This window comes from Paractinoplanes pyxinae, from assembly GCF_026626335.1.
Taxonomy (GTDB): Bacteria; Actinomycetota; Actinomycetes; order Mycobacteriales; family Micromonosporaceae; genus Actinoplanes; species Actinoplanes pyxinae.
Genome location: NZ_JAPNTZ010000001.1, coordinates 102,246 through 120,783, shown reverse-complemented (window position 1 = coordinate 120,783; position 18,538 = coordinate 102,246). Strand labels below are relative to the sequence as shown.

Here is an 18,538-nt window from a genome sequence, read left to right as displayed (position 1 = left end):
ATGCCGTTCCCCGCTATGAGCCGCCGCCGCCTTCTGCAAGCGGGAGGCGCGGCGGCCGTGGTCACCGCGCTCGACCCGCAACCGGCGGCCGCCGCCGTCGTCCCCCCGGCCCGCACCGACATCGGCGCGGCGGCGTTCCCGTTCGAGCTGGGCCAGGTGCGCCTGGCCTCGGGCCGGTTCCTCGAGAACCAGAACCGGACCCTGAGCTACCTGCGGTTCGTCGACGTCGACCGGCTGCTCTACGTGTTCCGGGCCAACCACCGGCTTTCCACCAACGGCGCCACGGCCAACGGGGGCTGGGACGCGCCCAGCTTCCCGTTCCGGTCCCATGTGCAGGGCCATTTCCTGACGGCCTGGGCCCAGGCCTACGCCGTGCTCGGTGACACGACGTGCCGGGACAAGGCGAACCAGATGGTCGCCGAACTGGCCGAGTGCCAGGCCAACAATGCGGCCGCGGGCTTCGGTACGGGCTACCTGTCGGGCTTTCCGGAATCGGACTTCACCGCCCTCGAGGCGCGGACCCTGTCCAACGGCAACGTGCCGTACTACTGCGTCCACAAGACACTGGCCGGCCTGCTCGACGTGTGGCGCTGGACCGGCAACACGCAGGCGCGGACTGTGCTGCTGGCGCTGGCCGGGTGGGTCGACACGCGTACGGCGCGATTGAGCTCGTCCCAGATGCAGGCGATGCTGGGCACCGAGTTCGGCGGCATGAACGAGGTGCTCACCGACATCTACCAGCAGACCGGCGACGCGCGCTGGCTGACCGCGGCGCAGCGCTTCGACCACGCCGCCGTGTTCACCCCGCTGGCCGCCAACGCCGACCAGCTCAACGGGCTGCACGCCAACACTCAGGTGCCCAAGTGGATCGGCGCCGCCCGCGAGTACAAGGCGACCGGCGCCACCCGCTACCGCGACATCGCCACCAACGCCTGGACCATCACCACCCGCGCCCACACGTACGCCATCGGCGGCAACAGCCAGGCCGAGCACTTCCGGGCCCCGAACGCGATCGCCGGCTACCTGACCGACGACACCTGCGAGCACTGCAACACGCACAACATGCTCAAGCTGACGCGCGAGCTGTGGGCGCTCGACCCCAACAACGCCGGCTACTTCGACTTCTACGAGCGGGCGTTGCTCAACCATCTGGTCGGGGCCCAGAATTCGGCCGACAGCCACGGCGGCGTCACGTATTTCACGCCGCTGCGGCCCGGCGGGCGCCGCGGGGTCGGGCCGGCCTGGGGCGGCGGCACCTGGTCGACCGACTACAACTCGTTCTGGTGCTGCCAGGGCACCGGCCTCGAGACCAACACGAAGCTGATGGACTCGATCTACTTCTACGCCGGCACCACGCTGACCGTGAACTTGTTCGTGCCGTCGACGCTCACCTGGTCGCAGCGCGGCATCACCGTCACCCAGTCCACGACCTATCCGGCCGGCGACACCACCACCCTGACGCTGTCCGGCTCGCCGAGTGGTTCCTGGGGCATTCGCGTACGCATCCCCGGCTGGACCCAGAACCCGGTGATCAGCGTCAACGGCGTACCGCAGAACGTCACCGCCACCCCGGGCAGCTACGCGACCGTGACGCGGACCTGGGCGGCCGGCGACACCCTCACGGTCAAGCTGCCCATGCGCGTGATCCTGCAGGCCGCCAACGACAACCCCAGCATCCAGGCGGTCACGTACGGGCCGGCCGTGCTGTGCGGCAACTACGGCAGCACGGCGTTGTCCGCGCCGCCGGCCCTGACCGCCTCGTCCATCACCCGTACCAGCACGTCGGCCCTGACCTTCACGGCCACGGCCAACGGCTCGACGGTGAACCTGGGCCCGTTCCACGACGCGCACGGCTTCAACTACGCCGTCTACTGGAACACCGGCGGCGGCACCGGCACGACGGTCAAGCTGGTCAACGCCGGTACGGGCCTGGTGCTGGGCGTGCAGGACATGTCCACGGCCGACGGCGGCCTGGCCGTGGTCTGGGGCGACACCGGCACCGCCGACCATCAGTGGGTGCGGGTCGCCGACGGCAGCGCCGTGAGGTTCCGCAACGCCAACAGCGGCAAGGTCCTGGGCGTCGAGAACATGTCGACGGCCGACAACGCACGGGTGCTGCAGTGGTCGGACAACGGCACCGCCGACCACCGCTGGACCCTGGTCGACAACGGCAACGGCACCTACAAGATCCGCAACGTCAACAGCGGCAAGCTGCTGGGCATACTCAACGGCTCGAGCACGTGGGGCGCCCAGGTGGTGCAGGACGCCGACAACGGCAGCGCGGACAACAACTGGCGGCTCGTGTGAGTCGATGATAGGCGTTGGGTATGCCCAACGCTCTGGTGGTGCGTGGCGGCTGGGAAGGGCATCGGCCGGTCGAGGCGACCGACCTGTTCCTGCCCTTCCTGGCCGGCCACGGATTCGACGTACGGATCAGCGAATCGACAACGGTCTACGGCGACGCGCGGCTCATGGCCGGGATCGACCTGATCGTGCAATGCGTGACCATGTCCGAGATCGAGCGCGAGGCGCTGGACGGCTTGCGGGCGGCGGTGGCGGCCGGCACCGGGTTCACCGGCTGGCACGGCGGCATCGCCGACTCGTTCCGCGCCTCGTCGGACTATCTGCAGCTGGTGGGCGGCCAGTTCGCCACCCACCCCGGCAAGGAACCGGGCGCCCGCTGCGGCGACGAGACCGACAATTTTCTGCCCCACACGGTCGACCTCACCCCGCTCGGCCGCGAGCACCCGGTCACGGCCGGGCTCGAGGATTTCGAGCTGACCACCGAGCAGTACTGGGTGCTGCACGACGACCTGATCGACGTGCTGGCCACCACCACCCACCCGGTCCAGCCGTGGCATCCGTGGCGGCGGCCGATCACCTCACCCGCCATCTGGACCAGGCAATGGGGTGCGGGCCGGATCGTCGTCACCACACCGGGGCACAGCCTCGACGTCCTGGGCCATCCGAGCGTACGGACCGTGATCGAGAGAGGAATGCTGTGGGCGAGCCGCACCGCATCGGCATCGTAGGCGCCGGCTGGATCTCCGGCGCCTACCTGAAGACCCTGCGCGACCACCCGGCGGTCGCCGTGGCGGCCGTGGCCGACCTCGACGAGGCGAGGGCCGTGACGGTCGCGGAGGGCATCCCCGGCTGCCGTCCGCTACCGGTCGGCGATCTCCTTGACGACAATTCCCTCGGTACGGTTCTCAACCTCACGGTTCCGTCGGCGCACGCGTCGGTGGCGCTGGACGCCATCGCCCACCGCAAGCAGGTGTACGGCGAGAAACCACTGGCGGCTGACATGCCGGCGGCTCGAACCGTGCTGGAAAGGGCCGTCGACGCCGGCGTGACGGTGGGCTGCGCTCCCGACACCGTGCTCGGCACCGGCGTGCAGACGGCCCGGGCCACCATCGACGCCGGGCTGATCGGCCGGCCGCTGTCCGCCGTGGCGGTGATGGCGACTCCGGGTCACGAACGCTGGCACCACAACCCCGACTTCTACTACCGGCCCGGCGGCGGCCCACTGCTCGACATGGGCCCGTACTACCTGACCGCGCTCGTCCATCTGCTCGGTCCGATCGTCGCCGTCACCGGTGCGGCCTCGCGGCCGCGGCTCACCCGCGTCATCGGCACCGGGCCGCGGGCCGGCGAGCGCGTCCCGGTCGAAGTGGACACACACGTGACCGGGGTGCTGCACCACGCGAGCGGCGCCCTGTCCACCATCACCACCAGCTTCGACGCGGTGCGCACCACGGCCGCGCCGATCGAGGTGCACGGCGAGACCGGCAGCCTCGCGGTGCCCGACCCCAACTACTTCGCCGGCGAGGTGCGGCTCTTCGAGCTCGGCGGCACCGAGTGGCGCGTCGTGCCGCCGTCGGCCGGCTACGTGGACGCGGCCCGCGGCGTCGGCCTGCTCGACATGCTGGCCGCACCGTCGCCGCGGGCCACCGGCGCTCTGGCCCTGCACGTCCTGGACGCCATGACCGCCCTGCTGCGCTCGGCCGACGAGGGCCGCCGCGTCGACCTGAGCACGACGGCCGAACGGCCCGGCCTGGTGCCGCTCACCCCGGTCGCGACCTGGCGTTCCCAGGCCGGCAGGCCGTAAGCCCCGGCCCCGGCACCGATCAGTCCCTGGCTGAGCGACCCTACGGCTGGCGGTGTTCCGGGCCCGCCTTCTTGGGGTGCTTGGGCGGCTTGCCCGCCTTCGGCGGCTTGGGGGCCTTGGGCGGCTTGTGTTTCGCGGCCTGCTTGGGTTTCGCGGCCTGCTTGGCTTTCGCGGCCTGGTTGGCTTTCGCGGCCTGCTTGGCTTTCGGCGCGGGCTGGACGACCGCCCGCACCCGCTGCTGCGACACGGCGACCGACCGGACCGTCCGCCGCGGAGTGACCCTCGACGTGCTCGGCTTCTGCGCCGGGGTCGTCGCCGAGGTGGACGGCACGGTGACCGCGTCGGCCTGGGCCGGGCGGGCCGGGCCGTCATCGGTCCACCAGAAGCCGCCCGCGGCCAGAAGTCCGGTGACCGCGCCGGCCGCGATCAGCACCGCCCGGCCGGGACGCCGGGTGCGAACCGGCGGCAACGTGACGGTGGGAGCGGACACGCTGCGCAGCAGGGCGGCGGACGGCAGGCCCGCGACTTCGCCGAGCACGTCGGCGACCTCGACGGCGCTGGGCCGGTCGGCGGGCCGCTTGGCCAGGCAGCGCGACACCAGCCGGGTCACCACGAGGGGAAGGCCGGGAATCAGCGGCAGCGGCGCCGGCTTGGCGTAGACGTGCGCCTTGACCATTCCGGTCACGGTGGACGCGTCCCACGGCATCTTCCCGGCCAGCGCCAGGTACATCAGCACGCCGAGGGCGTACACATCGGTGGCCGGGCGCACCGGGCCGCCCTTGATGCGTTCCGGGGCCAGGTAGGCCGGCGTGCCCACGAGCTGGCCGTCGCCGCCGTCGAACGCCCCGACCGCGGCCGAGATGCCGAAGTCGACCAGCTTCACTCCCCCGCTGGTCACCATGACGTTGGCCGGTTTGACGTCGCGGTGCACGATGCCGTCGGCGTGGGCCGCGGCCAGGGCCGCCGCCACCTGCGCGCCGACCAGCGTCGCGACCTTCCACGGCAGCCGGCCGCCGCTCAGCATCTGGGCCAGGGTCCGCCCGTCGGCCAGTTCCATCACGACGTACGAGAGTGTCCGGCCGCCGTGGGCGAAGTCGCCGTAGTCGTAGACGGCGACGACATTCGCGTGCCGCAGCCGGGCGGCCGCCCGCGCCTCGTCGCGGATGAGGCGCCGCTGATCGGGGTCGTCGGCCAGGACGGCCGACAGCACCTTGACCGCCACCTCACGGCCCAGCACGTCGTCGTCGGCCCGCCAGACCACCGACATGCCCCCGCGCCCCAGCTCTTCCCGGAGCCGGTAGCGCCCGGCGATCAGTTCCCCTCGATCCACGGGACGCTTCTTTCTCCCGCGGGCCGCACCCGAAACCCCGCGAAGCTCACCGGCCGCACCGGCGCTCCCGCAGAACCGACCAACGGGACGCTTCTTTCTCCCCCGGGCCGCACCCGAACCCCGCGAGGCTCACCGGCCGCACCGGCGTTCCGCAGAACCGGCCAACGCCGTAAGCCGACCTGGCGACTTCGCCGGCCGTGGCCCCGAGCCCGGGGCCCGTCTCTCGCTTCGCTCCCACGTGAATCTGAGAGACGGGCCTCGGGCAGCTCAGGCCGCCGTGCAGCTGACCGCGGGCACGCTGTTGGCGCCGTTCCACGTGCCGAGGAACCCGAAGGTGGTGGAGGCGGCCGCGCCCAGGTTGCCGTTCCAGCTCTCGTTCGCGACCGTCTGCGCGCTGCCGCTCGAGGTGGCCCGGCCACCCCAGACCTGGCTGACGGTCTGGCCGTCGGCGAAGGTCCAGGCGACCCGCCATCCGGAGAGCGGGGCGGCGCCGGCGGTCACCGTGACCTCGGCCTGGAAGCCGCTCTGCCACTGACCGGTGATCCGGTAGGTGGCGGCGCAGGCGCCGGGCTGCGGCGGCGTGGTGGTCGGTGGGGTCGTGACCGGCGGGGTCGTGGTGCCGGGCAGCTGGGTGAAGAACTTCCAGATCTCGCCGCCGACCCAGGTGCGGGCGCCGCTGGTCGAGGTGGATCCGTCGACCGGCTCGGGGGTGTGGTCGCCGTCGAAGGCGGCCCAGGCCACCGGATAGCCGGCCCGGCAGCCCGCGTAGGTCGTGACGATGTGGGTCAGGCTGCCCCGGGCCGGCTCGGGCGGGTTCTGCGCGGTGCAGCCGTTGTTGCGCACGAAGGTGTCCCGGATGGACCGGCCCTGCGAGATGTTCAGGACGCTGTCGTGGGTGCCGTGGATCCCGAGGTACGCGACCGGCTGGTTACCGGGACTGCAGCCGCTGAGGTTGGCCCCGGAGATGACGGCGACCGCACGGAAGACCGCCGGCCGGGCGCACGCGACGGCGTAGCTCATCGAGCCGCCGTAGCTCCAGCCCAGCGCGAACACCTGAGTGGTGTCGACGCACAGGTCGCCCTGGATGAGAGCGGTCAGGTTGTCGACGAGCGTGAGGTCGCGGTTACCGGTGTTGGCCCAGCCGTTGTCGATGCCCTGCGGCGCGACCAGGATCGCCGAATTGTTCGACAGGCCCTGGAGCCCGTAGTAGCCGGCGCCGGACACGTTGCCGGCGGTTCCGTTCAGCCAGTGGAAGGCGAAGATCAGCTTGTACGGCTGGTTGCGGTCGTAGTTGTCGGGGACCCGCAGGATGTACGTGCGGTTCTGACCGCCGCTCGAGATGCTCCGGGTGCCGCTGGTCAGCGTCGGCGCCTTGCCGCAGCCGGCGGTGACCGCGGCGCCGGCCGGGGCCGCCGTCACCACGGCGAGCGCCGCCGCCGTGGCCACCAGCACCGCCGAGACGGCGCCGGCGAATCTTCGGATCGACATCGCATTCCTCGATTCCGGGGGACGCACGAAGAAAGTGCCAGCGACGTTACGGGAGCGCTCCCAGAGTTTCAAGAATGTAAATGGATTCGGTTCGGGAAAGAAGAGGTCGTCGCTCATAACAGATTTTCAGTAACTAATTTCCGCGTCAATCAGATCGCCCGGAACTTTCGTTCAGCCCTTCCCCGTCAAACCGGAGAGAAGGGTGCAGGCTGTCCCGAAGCTGAGGATGACGGCAGTTATGCCTGCTAGTAGCCCCGAGGATCCAAGAACCGGCGAGGCCGGCTCTCCACAACTTCCGCAAAACTTCCGGAAGTAGTTGTTTCAGCAGTGTTACCCGTGCCACCATGACGCGAAATCGAAGCCCGTCGTTCTTCGTTCCGGCCGCGCGATTCACCGACCGTCCCGCCCCCACGGGAATCGGATTGTGTCGTGCGTGATGACGCATGCCCGGGACGGGGATGAGAAGAAGGGATACCCCTCGTGGCAGTTCTTTCCCCACCCGGCGCCGCGCGACGCAGATCGCTGCGGGTCCGGCTGCTGATCAGCGGTGCCGTCGCGGCAGTCACGGCCGCGGGCGTGGCCGTGGTGATGCCGGCTGCGAGCGCGGCCGAGAGCACCCTGGGCGCGGCGGCCGCGCAGTCGGGCCGGTACTTCGGCACGGCCATTGCGGCGAGCCGGCTCAGCAACTCGACGTACAGCACCATCGCCGCCCGTGAGTTCAACATGATCACGGCCGAGAACGAGATGAAGCCGGACGCGACCGAACCCAACCGGGGCCAGTTCACCTTCAGCGCGGGCGACCAAATCTACAACTGGGCCACGCAGCGGGGCCTGAAGGTGCGCGGCCACACCCTGGCCTGGCACGCCCAGCAGCCGGGCTGGATGCAGAACCTGAGCGGAAGCACGCTGCGCCAGGCGATGATCGACCACATCAACGGCGTGATGGCGCACTACAAGGGCAAGCTCGCCGCCTGGGACGTGGTCAACGAGGCGTTCGAGGAGAACGGCAGCCGGCGCAACTCCAACCTGCAGCGCACCGGCAACGACTGGATCGAGGCCGCTTTCCGCGCCGCGCGCACCGCCGACCCGTCGGTCAAGCTCTGCTACAACGACTACAACATCGAGAACTGGTCGTACGCGAAGACGCAGGGCGTCTACAACATGATCCGGGACTTCAAGTCGCGTGGCGTGCCGATCGACTGTGTGGGCCTGCAGACCCACTTCACCGGGGGCAGCTCGCTGCCCGGCAACTTCCAGACCACCCTGTCGAGCTTCGCCGCCCTCGGGGTGGACGTGGCGCTGACCGAGGTCGACGTCACCAACTCGTCGACCTCGCAGTACGCCGGGCTGACCCAGGCCTGCCTCAACGTGCCCCGCTGCATCGGCATCACGGTGTGGGGCGTGCGTGACAGCGACTCGTGGCGTTCCAGCGAGAGCCCGCTGCTGTTCGACGGCAACGGCAACAAGAAGGCCGCGTACACCTCGGTGCTCAACGCGCTCAACTCGGCCGGCCCGAGCAACCCGACGACGCCCCCGCCGACCACCACCCCGCCGCCCTCCGGCAACGGGACCCGGATCGTGGGGGCCCAGTCGGGCCGCTGCATCGACGTGCCCGGCGCCACGCAGAACAACGGCACCCGGGTACAGCTCTACGACTGCAACGGACAGTCCAACCAGTCGTGGACGCTCACCTCGAGCAAGCAGCTGACCGTGTACGGCTCACGGTGCCTGGACGCGGCCGGCTCCGCCAACGGCTCGGCGGTGCAGATCTACAGCTGCAACGGGCAGACGAACCAGCAGTGGAACGTCAACTCCAACGGCACCATCACCGGCGTCCAGTCCGGACGCTGCCTGGACGTGTGGGGCACCGGCAACGGCCAGCAGGTGCAGCTCTACGACTGCAACGGACAGGCCAACCAGCGGTTCAGCCTGAGCTGACCGGCGATCCGGCGAGCGGTGCGGAGGCAGATCCTGCCTCCGCACCGCCTCGCTGTGTCCACAGTTTGGACAGTCGGAACTTTCGGCTGACGTTACCCGTCTCACTCTGCCCCCAGCGTTGTGCATGCCGCGACGAGGCAACGAATTCGACGTTCGATATTTCCGCCAGGTTTCCGGAAGTTGTTGACAACGTTGCTGCCGGCGGGCCACGATCCGCAGTGACGGAGCCCGATGTCCGTCGTCCCGCCACACCGTCCCCGCGTGGCTGTCGTGCCCGGGCGGCTGCTTTCCCCGGCAGCCCCGGCGCCGTACCGGCTGAATCTCGTGGCGTCGTGGCGAGAGCCCCGGCGTCACCCTCGCGAAAGGGCTCTTCATGACGATCGCCCGGCCCGCCCTGTCCCCCGTCGGCGACGACGGCACCGGCCCTCGGATGATCCGGAACCCGATCCTGCCCGGATTCCACCCGGACCCGTCGATCGTGCGGGCCGGCGCCGACTACTACATAGCCACCTCGACCTTCGAGTGGTACCCCGGCGTCCGGCTGCACCACTCGACCGACCTCGTCCACTGGGAACCCCTGGGCGGCGCGCTGACCGAGCGCCGGCTTCTCGACCTGACCGGCACGGCCGACTCGTGCGGCGTCTGGGCCCCGAACCTGACGTACGCCAACGGGTTGTTCCACTTGCTCTACACCGACGTCGCCACGTTCGCGGGCGGCTACTGGGACCCGCAGAACTATCTGATCACCGCCCCGAGCGTCACCGGCCCGTGGTCCGACCCGGTCGTGCTGCACGGCCGCGGGTTCGACGCGTCGCTGTTCCACGACGACGACGGCGCCACCTGGATGCTGTCGATGCGCGCCGACTGGCGGCCCGGGCGCAACCGGTTCGCCGGCATCGAGATCCAGCGGTACGACCCGGACGAGCGCCGCCTCACCGGCCCGGCCCGCCTCGTCTTCACCGGCACCGGCGCCGGCCTCACCGAGGCGCCCAACGTCTACCGCAAGGACGGCTGGTACTACCTGATCACCGCCGAGGGCGGCACCAGCTGGACCCACCAGGTCACCGTCGCCCGGTCGCGGCGGCTGCTCGGCCCGTACGAGGTCGACCCCGGCGGCCCGTTGCTGACCTCGGCCGGCCGCCCGGAGCTGGCGCTGCAGAAGGCCGGTCACGGCAGCCTCGCGCAGACTCCGGGCGGCGAGTGGTACCTGGCCCACCTGGTCGCCCGGCCGCACGCCCCGGCCGGTCGCTGTGTGCTGGGCCGGGAGGCCGCCCTGCAGAAGGTGGACTGGGCGGCCGGCGCCTGGCCCCGCATCCACGACGGCGTACCGGCGGAGCTGGTTCCGGCCCCGGCCGGCATCGCCGTGAGGGACCGGCCGCCCTCCTCCGAACAGGTGGAGGACGACGACTTCGACGCCCCGGTGCTCGGCCCCAACTGGTCGACGCTGCGCCGCCCGGCCACCCCCGACTGGGCCGACCTGTCGGCCCGCCCCTCCCATCTGCGGATCCACGGCGGCCGGTCGCCGATGGCCCGGCACCGGCCGAGCCTCGTGGCCCGCCGGGTGACCGCGCGCCGGGCCACCTTCGAGGCGACGTGCGAGTTCGAGCCCCGCAACACCCGTCAGCTGGCCGGGGTCACCGCGTACTACAACTCGCGCAACTGGTACTACCTGCACCTGACCGCCGACGACGACGGCACCCCGGTGCTCGACCTGCTCTGCTGCGACAGCGGACGGGTCGCCGCCGCGCCCGGCCTGCGGACCGTGGTCGACGGCGTGCCCCGGCTCGGGCTGCGGGTCCGGTTCGACGGGCCGGCCCTGACGTTCGCCTACACCACCAACCCGGGCGAGATGGCGGTCTGGTACGAGCTCGGCCGCACCTTCGACGCCACCACCCTGTCCGACGAGTACGCCGCCACGATCGTCCCCGGTGAGCCCGAGGCGTGGGGCTTCACCGGGGCCTTCGTCGGGCTCTGGGTGCAGGATCTCGGCGCCGAGGGCGGGTACGCCGACTTCGACCGGGCCTCCTACCGCGCGGACTGACTCACAACGCGCCGCTGACGGTGACGAACGAGTGGGGCGGCAACTGCACCCCTAGCGCCCCGGCGGTCATCGACACCCCGTCGTACGGGCGGGGCGCCACCACCGCCGGCGACTGCGGCGTGTTGTGGTCCTGCAGCGCGCCGGACGTCAGGATCTGAGCCTCGACCGAGGGGAGCGTCCCACCGCGTACGTCGATCCGCACCTCCGCCGCGGCGAAGGCGTCCAAGTTGGACAGCAACACCAGCAACCGTCCGTCCTTCCGGCTGGCCGACATCGAGACGGTCGTCAGCGTCGCGCCGCCGACCGGCCGGGACGGCGGCGCGGTCCGGACGTCGACGTTGCCGCTGATGTACGGCTCGGCGCCGAGCAGTTCGCACAGGGCCATGAACTCGTGCGTGCCGAAGTGGTTGTTCTCCTCCACGCCGTGCCGGCTGATCCGCGGACCGTCGAGGTCGACGTTGATGACAGCTTCCAGGGCCATGTCAGGCGTCTTCTTCACTGTGGACCTCCAGCCGTCGAACTGGGCAAACGCAACTTCCGAGAGCATCCGAAACGTTTCACTTCAATGAGCCGCGCCGGCCGCGAACGGCGCACGTTCACAACGACTTCCACCTCATGGTGGCGAATATCTTGACATGCACATTGGTCACTTCATAGCTTGACTTCACATTCCGGAAACACTCCGAAACTTTCGGTTCCGAGGGGTGAACTCTGTGGCACCTAAGAAATTTTTGGCAGTAACCGCCGCGATGGTTTTGAGCGCGGCCGGCCTGACCGCCTGCAGCGGCGGGGACGACGACGGGGGCGACTCCGGCTCCGGCGGCGCCGTCACGATGACCCTCTGGCACAACTCCACGACCGGGCCCGGCAAGGCGTTCTGGGAAAAGGCGGTGGCCGACTACCACACGGCGAACCCGACCGTCACCATCAAGATCCAGTCCATTCAGAACGAGGATCTGGACGGCAAGCTGCAGACCTCGCTGAACTCCGGCTCGGCGCCCGACATCTTCCTGCAGCGCGGGGGCGGGAAGATGGCCGCGATGGTCGAGGCGGGCCAGCTCAAGGACATCACCGATCTGGTCACGCCGGAGACCAAGGCGGCGGTGGGCGACGCCGCCCTGGGCACCGGGCAGCTCGACGGCAAGACGTACGCCGTACCGGTGTCGATCCTTCCCGGCGGCTTCTGGTACAGCAAAAACACGTTCAAGAAGGCCGGCATCACGGCCACGCCGACCACAATGGAGGAGCTGACCGCGGCCGCGGCCAAACTCAAGGCCAACGGGACGCCCATCGCGCTCGGCGCCAAGGACGCCTGGCCGGCCGCCCACTGGTACTACTTCTTCGCCCTGCGCGCCTGCAGCAAGGACTCGCTCGACGCCGCGGTCAAGGACAAGAACTTCACCGATCCCTGCTGGACCAAGGCCGGCGACGACCTCAAGACGTTCGCCGACACCAAGCCCTACAACGACGGCTTCCTGACCACCTCGGCCCAGCAGGGCGCGGGCAGCTCGGCCGGCCTGGTGGCCAACGGCAAGGCGGGCATGGAGCTGATGGGTTCGTGGGACCCGGGCGTGATCGCCGGTCTCACCAAGGACAAGAAGCCGCTGCCCGACCTCGGCTTCTTCCCCTTCCCCGCGGTCCCCGGCGGACAGGGCGACCCGGCCGCGATCATGGGCGGCGCCGACGGCTTCTCGTGCTCCGAGAAGGCCCCGAAGGAGTGCGCCGACTTCCTGAACTACATCCTCACCAAGCCCCTGCAGGAGGCGTACTACAAGGCTTTCAACTCGCTGCCGGTCAGCAAGGACGCCCAGGGTGCGGTCACCGAGGACTATCTCAAGGCCGTGCTCGACGCCTACAACAAGGCGCCGTACGTCTCGCAGTGGCTCGACACCCTGTACGGCCAGAACGTGGGCAACGCGCTGAACGTCGGCGTGGTGAACCTGCTCGCCGGCAAGGGCGACGTCGCCGGGATCATCAAGGCCACCAACGACGCGGCCAAGAAGGGCTGAACGTGACGGTCACCCGTCTACGGGACGGAGGCGGCGTGCAGGCGCCGCCTCCGTTGCGGCCCCGCCGGCGCGGCATCGGCTGGGCCCAGCGGCTGGAGATCGTGGCCCTGTCCGGCCCGGCGATCCTGGTCTTCGTCAGCTTCGTGATCTTCCCGGTCCTGATGGCTGCCTACTACGGCTTCTACCGCTGGAAGGGCTACGGCGTACCGACCAACTTCGTCGGGCTCGACAACTACAAGACCATCCTGCAGGACACCGCCTTTCACGAGGCGCTGTGGCACAACGCCGAGATCCTCGTGCTCTCGCTCGTCCTGCAGGGCCCGGTCGCGATCGGGCTGGCGCTGCTGCTGAACCGCCGGATGCGCGGCCAGTCGGTCATCCGCGTGCTCATCTTCGTGCCGTACGTGATCTCCGAGGTCATCACGGGAACCGCCTGGGCGCTCATCCTGCAGACCAACGGCGCGGCCAACGACATCCTGCGCTCGATCGGCCTGGGCGGGCTGGCCGAGGACTGGCTGGCCAACCCGAAGCTGGCCATCTGGACCTTGATGTTCATCCTGACCTGGAAGTACGTCGGGTTCGCGGTGATCCTGTTCCTGGCCGGCATGCAGAACATCCCCGCCGAGCTGGCCGAGGCGGCCGCCGTCGACGGCGCCTCGTTCTGGCAGATCCAGCGGCACATCACGCTGCCGCTGCTCGGGCCGACCATCCGGATCTGGGCGTTCCTGTCGATCATCGGCTCGCTGCAGCTGTTCGACCTGGTCTACATCATCTGGGGCCAGTACGTCGCCTCGACCGCCGGCACATCCACCATGGCCACGTACATGGTGGTCGAGGGCCGCAACGCGGCCAACTACGGCTACGGCAACGCCGTGGCGGTCGTCCTGTTCGTCATCTCGATGGTCATCGCGCTGATCTACCAGCGCTTCGTCCTGCGCCGCGACACCGAGGGCGCTCTCACCGGAGGGCAGTAGGAATGGCCCGGCGCAACCCGTTCGTCTACCTCGTCGCCCTGCTCCTGATCGGCGTCATGCTCGGTCCGGTCCTCTACATCATCGTCGGCGGCTTCCGCACCAACTCGCAGATCACCGTCTCGCCGGCCGGCCTGCCCGACCCGTGGGTGGCCGGCAACTACACCGAGATCCTGGGCAGCGAGAACTTCTGGCGCCAGGTCGGCAACTCGACGATCGTGGCCGTCGTCACGACCGCGGCCGTCGTGGCCCTGGGCGTGATGGCGAGCTACGTGCTGGCCCGGTACAAGTTCCGCGGCCGGGGGGCGATGTACGCGCTGTTCGCGGCAGGTCTGATGTTCCCGGCCACGGTCGCCATCACGCCGCTCTACATCCTGGTCAAAAACCTGGGTCTGGTGAACACCCTGCCCGGTGTCATCCTGCCGCAGATCGCCTTCGCCCTGCCGGCCACGATCATCATCCTGGTTCCGTTCCTGCAGGCCATCCCGAAAGAGATCGAGGAGGCCGCGATGATCGACCGCTGCAGCCGGCTCGGCTTCTTCTGGCGGATGGTGCTGCCGCTCTCGGTGCCCGGCCTGATCACCAGCGGCATCCTGGCCTTCATCAACAGCTGGAACAGTTACCTGCTGCCGCTGTTCATCCTCAACAACCAGGACACGTTCACCCTGCCGCTGGGCGTGCAGGCCTTCGCCTCGCAGTACTCGGTCGACACGGCGAAGGTGCTGGCCTTCACGTCCCTGTCCATGATTCCGGCGCTGGTCTTCTTCAGCCTGTTCGAACGCCGCATCGTCGGCGGCCTCACCGGCGCGGTCAAGGGGTAGCGGCCGGGTGGCGCAGCGCCGGCTGGTGGGCCGGCGCGTACGTCGCAATCGCCTCGGCCGGCAGCGGGCGGCTGTAGAAGTAGCCCTGCGCGTACCGATAGCCGAGCTCATGCAGCTTGGCGGCCTGGCCGGCGGTCTCCACGCCTTCGGCGACGGCGCGCAGCCGCATGCCGTCGCAGATGCCGATCAGGGCGGCCACCACGACCGTCTGCGGGCCGTCGGTGGTCACGTCGTCGACGAACGACTTGTCGACCTTGAGGACATCGGCCGGGCAGGTGCGCAGCAGGCCCAGCGAGGAGTGGCCGGTGCCGAAGTCGTCCAGTGCGATCTTCACCCCGAGCGCGGCGATGGCCTCGAGCTCCTCGAGCGCCGTGCCGCCGTCGAAGACAGCAGTCTCGGTGACCTCGACGGTGAGCACGTGCGGCGGCAGTCCGGTACGGCCCAGCACCGCGGCCACCTCGAACGCGAACCCGGCCTCGCGCAGTTGCCGGGCCGAGACGTTGACACTGACCGTACGCGGCGCGGCGGCACCCAGTTCCTCCTGCCAGCGCACCGCCTGCCGGCACGCCTGCTCGAGAATCCACGCGCCGAGCGGCACGATCAGCCCGGTGCGCTCCGCGGCCGGGATGAACACCGCGGGACCGATCGGGCCGCGCTCGGGGTGGGTCCAGCGCACCAGCGCCTCCACGCCGGCCAGCGTGCCGTCCGGCATCTCGACGATCGGCTGATACAGCAGATGCAGCTGGTCGGTGTCGAGCGCGCAGCGCAGATCCGCCGCCAGCCGGGCCTGGTCGGCCGAGCGCTGATCCATCCGGTCGTCGAAGACCACCTGACGGCCCTTGCCCTGCCCCTTCGCCTCGTACATCGCGACGTCGGCCCGCCGGATCAGCTCGCTCGCGGTGTCGCCGGGCCGGGCTTCGGCCAGCCCGACGCTCGCCTCGACGACCAGATCGTGGCCGGCTGCCGGCAGCGGCCGGCGCATACCGGCCGTGATCGCCGCGAGCGCGTGGCCGTATTCGCCCCGCAGCAGAACCGCGTACTCGTCGCCGCCGAGCCGGGCCAGCACGGAGCCCGGGGGCAGCTGGGCGGCGATCCGCTCGGCGACCGAGACGAGCAGCGCGTCGCCCACGGCGTGCCCGAGGTCGTCGTTGATGGCCTTGAAGTCGTCCAGATCGATCAGGGCGACGCTCACCCCGGACGGCCCGGCCGCCAGCGCCGCCGTGATCTCGCTGGTCAGCACCGTGCGGTTGGCCAGGCCGGTGAGGCTGTCGTGGCCGGCCTGGTAGGCCAGCTCGTGCTGGCGCGCGTCGAGGTCGTCGAGCAGCCGCGCGTTGTCCCGCAGGGCGACCATCTGCCGGGCGGCGACCAGAAGGGTGACGGCGACCGAGCCCACCGCGACCGCCATCAGGTCGGAGGCGCCGCCGGCCACGCCGGCCAGCAGCAGCGCGCCGGTGGCCAGCACCGCCGTGTACGGCAGCAGGCTGGGCCGGCGCGACAGCGGCCGCGGTGACGGCCGGCCGGCCCGGGTCGCGCGCAGCTGGCGGTCGGCGGCCAGGCAGACCAGCAGGCTGGTGGTGGGCAGCAGCACATGTCCGGTGTTGAGGTAGGGCCGCTCGGCGAGCAACGGCGCCATCGCCCCGCCGACGGCCCCGACCGCTCCGGTCAGCGCCAGCACGTACAGGGCGCGACGGTCGATCAGCCCGGTGCCGGTGAAGGACACCTTCACGAAGGCCAGCATGCCGATGATCGCGGCCGTGCCCACGACGACTACCGACGCCGTCCCGGCGGCACTGCCGTCCGTCCAGCTCTCCCAGCGCGGCAGAACCAGGTGCCAGCTGAAGATCAGGACAGTGACGACCATGGTCGCCACGTCGAGCCCGAAGCGCGTCCATTCCATCCGGGTGCGTTGCGCACCAGGAATGCGCAGCAGACCCAGCAGCATCAGCAGCAGGCCGGCGACGTACAGCATCGCGGTGAAACCACCGATCTGCTGACCGGTCTGGTCGCCGCTGAAGTAGTCGCGGGCCGCGGCGGCCGAGGCCAGACCCAGGCCGATCATGCCCGCTGACACGTACCGCCAGAAGGTGCGGCCCTCTCCTCCGGCCCGCCACGACGCGGCCGCCGCCACCGGCACCGCGAACGCCAGCAACGCCCACCCGGCCATCGGGGGCGTCGGGCGGAACAACCCGACCAGGAACCACACCCAGGCCACCGCGTCGGCGCCGATGGCCGCGGTGAGCGTCCGGGTCATCCGCCAGCGCGGAACGCCGAGGGGGTTCCGCCCGGTGATCGGCCCGTTGTCCACGAAGTTCTCATCGGCCTCAGGCCCGGACAGGTGAGCCCAACCCGGCCGAGGGGTTCGGGGCCGGGTCGAGCGGGCAAGATCATCGCATGGATCAGCAGCTCATCACGTCCCCGCCCCCGCCCCGAGCGACCGAGCTGCACGCGTGGGTGCTCAACACCAGCACGGAACTGAAGCACCTGCGGGCCGCCATGCGCGAGGCGCTCGCCGGTCAGGGGCTCCTGCCCGGCGACGACGGCCTGGAGGTCGTCGACTCCATGGTGCTGGTCGCCACCGAACTGGCCTCCAACGCGATCCGGCACGGCCGGCCGCCCACCGAGATCCGCCTGCTGCGCACCGACGAGCACTTCGTCCTCGACGTCGCCGACCACGACCTGTCCACCGTCCCCGAGCTGGCCCACACCCGCCCGATCGACGCCGGCGGCCGCGGCCTGCTGCTGGCCATGAACATGTCGCTGAAGGTCGGCTGGTACGCCGCCGAGCAGACCAAGCACATCTGGGCGGTCTTCCCCGTCCCCGTTCGCGCCGGCTGAGGCGGCGTCACCCGGCCGTACGCTCGACGTCCCGGGCCAGGGCGCGCAACGTGGCCGCGAAGCCCAGCCGGCCGGCGAGCGACAGCACCGGCCCCGCCCACCGGGTGAGGGCCCGGGGCGAGACGGTCACGTCCTCGAACCACACCACACGGCAGCGGCCGCCCGGCAACGGTGTGACCGCGAACCAGGCCCGGCCGTGCACGACCCGGCCCGACTTGGCCACCTCGCATCGACCCGGCCGGTCGCCCGCCTCGTCGCCGGCCGGCGGCTGCCAGGCGACCACGGTCATCGGGTCGTCGAACGCCAAGGGCCCCACACCGGTGCGGGCGACGAAACCCGCCCCCAGCCCCTCGGCCGGCCCCGGCACGGTTCGCACCACGGTCAGCGGCGCCCAGTCGCCGTGGCGGGGCCAGTCCACCAGGGTCGCCCAGACAGCGCCGGCGGGCGCCTGAACCTCTTGAACAACGGTGAACTGTGCCATCAGCCGACTCCACGAGGTTGTGCGGACGCCGTCGGGCGCCCCGGTAACACTAGGCGAGTTTCCCGTTCCGGCCAGCGGGCATCAGTGTGGCCCATGGAGCCCTTGCGGATGGTCGGTCCGCCCGCGCGCACCTCCGTGCTGCTCACCTGGAGCGTCGAGAGCGACACCGATCTGGGCCGGATCCGCGAGGGGATCCGGCAGCACTTCGCAGCTGCCTCCGAGGACCGGACGGCGGAGCACCTGGGTCTGGTGGCGACGGAGCTGGCCGGCAACGCCCTGCGCCACGGGCTGCCCCCGGTGGTCGTCCGCCTGCTGAGCGATGACGACTGCTACGTCGTCGACGTCAGCGACCGTGCCGTCCAGGAACCCCCGATCGCGGCCCAGGCCCGCCCGGGCCTGCACGCCGGCGGGCGCGGGCTGGCGATCTGCCTCGCCCTGGCCGAGCGGGTCGGCTGGCACACGACCGGAAGCGCCAAACACGTCTGGGCGGCCTTTCCCCGGGCCCGTCCCTGAGCG

15 protein-coding genes are annotated in these 18,538 nt (G+C 70.6%); 10 read left to right on the top strand and 5 right to left on the bottom strand.

Features of this window, described 5'->3' with window-relative positions; genetic code table 11:
- From OWR29_RS00600 to OWR29_RS00590, 3 genes are read left to right on the top strand one after another with little or no spacing between them, the layout of a single operon-like run.
- Entirely contained in the window at positions 1–2,307 is a 2,307-nt protein-coding gene (locus tag OWR29_RS00600; RefSeq protein WP_267560207.1) for a beta-L-arabinofuranosidase domain-containing protein, read from the top strand.
- A gap of 20 nt (positions 2,308–2,327) precedes the next feature.
- Positions 2,328–3,032, top strand: coding sequence for a ThuA domain-containing protein (locus OWR29_RS00595; RefSeq protein ID WP_267560205.1), 705 nt, complete (start codon positions 2,328–2,330; stop codon positions 3,030–3,032).
- Positions 3,002–4,108 (top strand): Gfo/Idh/MocA family protein, encoded by a 1,107-nt coding sequence (locus OWR29_RS00590; protein ID WP_267560203.1) that lies wholly within the window; start codon positions 3,002–3,004, stop codon positions 4,106–4,108. The genes OWR29_RS00595 and OWR29_RS00590 overlap by 31 nt, the downstream gene beginning before the upstream one ends.
- 40 nt (positions 4,109–4,148) lie before the next feature.
- Here the strand turns inward: OWR29_RS00590 and OWR29_RS00585 are convergent, their stop codons facing one another.
- Positions 4,149–5,438 (bottom strand): serine/threonine-protein kinase, encoded by a 1,290-nt coding sequence (locus OWR29_RS00585; RefSeq protein ID WP_267560202.1) that lies wholly within the window; start codon positions 5,436–5,438, stop codon positions 4,149–4,151.
- Positions 5,439–5,705: 267 nt separating this feature from the next.
- Complete coding sequence (locus OWR29_RS00580) at positions 5,706–6,926, bottom strand: CE1 family esterase (RefSeq protein ID WP_267560201.1); 1,221 nt, start codon at positions 6,924–6,926, stop codon at positions 5,706–5,708.
- 480 nt (positions 6,927–7,406) lie between these two features.
- Between OWR29_RS00580 and OWR29_RS00575 the strand changes: the two genes are divergently transcribed.
- Both OWR29_RS00575 and OWR29_RS00570 read left to right on the top strand, forming a co-directional pair.
- A complete protein-coding gene (locus tag OWR29_RS00575) occupies positions 7,407–8,864 on the top strand; it encodes an endo-1,4-beta-xylanase (protein WP_267560200.1) in 1,458 nt (485 codons plus the stop codon).
- A 373-nt stretch (positions 8,865–9,237) separates the two neighbouring features.
- Positions 9,238–10,905: a glycoside hydrolase family 43 protein gene (locus OWR29_RS00570; protein ID WP_267560199.1), complete on the top strand. Its 1,668-nt coding sequence runs from the start codon at positions 9,238–9,240 to the stop codon at positions 10,903–10,905.
- A gap of 1 nt (position 10,906) precedes the next feature.
- Here OWR29_RS00570 and OWR29_RS00565 read toward each other — a convergent pair whose 3' ends face one another.
- A complete protein-coding gene (locus tag OWR29_RS00565) occupies positions 10,907–11,386 on the bottom strand; it encodes an alpha-L-arabinofuranosidase C-terminal domain-containing protein (protein WP_267560198.1) in 480 nt (159 codons plus the stop codon).
- A 268-nt stretch (positions 11,387–11,654) separates the two neighbouring features.
- Between OWR29_RS00565 and OWR29_RS00560 the strand changes: the two genes are divergently transcribed.
- Genes OWR29_RS00560 through OWR29_RS00550 form a run of 3 tightly spaced genes read left to right on the top strand, consistent with a single transcriptional unit; the run spans position 11,655 to position 14,706 of the window.
- Positions 11,655–12,914 (top strand): ABC transporter substrate-binding protein, encoded by a 1,260-nt coding sequence (locus OWR29_RS00560; protein WP_267560197.1) that lies wholly within the window; start codon positions 11,655–11,657, stop codon positions 12,912–12,914.
- Positions 12,915–12,916: 2 nt separating this feature from the next.
- Positions 12,917–13,888 carry a carbohydrate ABC transporter permease gene (locus tag OWR29_RS00555; RefSeq protein WP_267560196.1) on the top strand — a complete coding sequence of 324 codons (972 nt, stop codon included), beginning with the start codon at positions 12,917–12,919 and terminating at the stop codon, positions 13,886–13,888.
- A 2-nt stretch (positions 13,889–13,890) separates the two neighbouring features.
- Positions 13,891–14,706 carry a carbohydrate ABC transporter permease gene (locus OWR29_RS00550; protein ID WP_267560195.1) on the top strand — a complete coding sequence of 272 codons (816 nt, stop codon included), beginning with the start codon at positions 13,891–13,893 and terminating at the stop codon, positions 14,704–14,706.
- On the opposite strand, the gene OWR29_RS00545 is transcribed toward OWR29_RS00550, so the two are convergent.
- Complete coding sequence (locus OWR29_RS00545) at positions 14,696–17,011, bottom strand: putative bifunctional diguanylate cyclase/phosphodiesterase (RefSeq protein WP_267560194.1); 2,316 nt, start codon at positions 17,009–17,011, stop codon at positions 14,696–14,698. The genes OWR29_RS00550 and OWR29_RS00545 overlap by 11 nt on opposite strands.
- An 86-nt stretch (positions 17,012–17,097) precedes the next feature.
- Here OWR29_RS00545 and OWR29_RS00540 point away from each other — a divergent pair, with 86 nt between their 5' ends.
- Positions 17,098–17,541, top strand: a complete 444-nt coding sequence (locus OWR29_RS00540; protein ID WP_267560193.1) for an ATP-binding protein — start codon at positions 17,098–17,100, stop codon at positions 17,539–17,541.
- Positions 17,542–17,548: 7 nt separating this feature from the next.
- Here the strand turns inward: OWR29_RS00540 and OWR29_RS00535 are convergent, their stop codons facing one another.
- Complete coding sequence (locus OWR29_RS00535) at positions 17,549–18,022, bottom strand: SRPBCC family protein (protein WP_267560192.1); 474 nt, start codon at positions 18,020–18,022, stop codon at positions 17,549–17,551.
- Positions 18,023–18,115: 93 nt separating this feature from the next.
- On the opposite strand from OWR29_RS00535, the gene OWR29_RS00530 reads away from it, so the two are divergent.
- Positions 18,116–18,535, top strand: a complete 420-nt coding sequence (locus OWR29_RS00530; RefSeq protein ID WP_267560191.1) for an ATP-binding protein — start codon at positions 18,116–18,118, stop codon at positions 18,533–18,535.
- The last annotated feature ends 3 nt before the right edge of the window (positions 18,536–18,538 follow it).

What these genes read in the sequence shown, in the direction of transcription:
- OWR29_RS00600 (WP_267560207.1), top strand. Translation starts at nt 1, where the DNA reads ATGCCGTTCCCCGCTATGAGCCGCCGCCGCCTTCTGCAAGCGGGAGGC.
- OWR29_RS00595 (WP_267560205.1), top strand. Translation starts at nt 2,328, where the DNA reads ATGCCCAACGCTCTGGTGGTGCGTGGCGGCTGGGAAGGGCATCGGCCG.
- OWR29_RS00580 (WP_267560201.1), bottom strand. Translation starts at nt 6,926, where the DNA reads ATGTCGATCCGAAGATTCGCCGGCGCCGTCTCGGCGGTGCTGGTGGCC.
- OWR29_RS00570 (WP_267560199.1), top strand. Translation starts at nt 9,238, where the DNA reads ATGACGATCGCCCGGCCCGCCCTGTCCCCCGTCGGCGACGACGGCACC.
- OWR29_RS00565 (WP_267560198.1), bottom strand. Translation starts at nt 11,386, where the DNA reads ATGGCCCTGGAAGCTGTCATCAACGTCGACCTCGACGGTCCGCGGATC.
- OWR29_RS00560 (WP_267560197.1), top strand. Translation starts at nt 11,655, where the DNA reads ATGGTTTTGAGCGCGGCCGGCCTGACCGCCTGCAGCGGCGGGGACGAC.
- OWR29_RS00550 (WP_267560195.1), top strand. Translation starts at nt 13,891, where the DNA reads ATGGCCCGGCGCAACCCGTTCGTCTACCTCGTCGCCCTGCTCCTGATC.
- OWR29_RS00540 (WP_267560193.1), top strand. Translation starts at nt 17,098, where the DNA reads ATGGATCAGCAGCTCATCACGTCCCCGCCCCCGCCCCGAGCGACCGAG.
- OWR29_RS00535 (WP_267560192.1), bottom strand. Translation starts at nt 18,022, where the DNA reads ATGGCACAGTTCACCGTTGTTCAAGAGGTTCAGGCGCCCGCCGGCGCT.
- OWR29_RS00530 (WP_267560191.1), top strand. Translation starts at nt 18,116, where the DNA reads ATGGAGCCCTTGCGGATGGTCGGTCCGCCCGCGCGCACCTCCGTGCTG.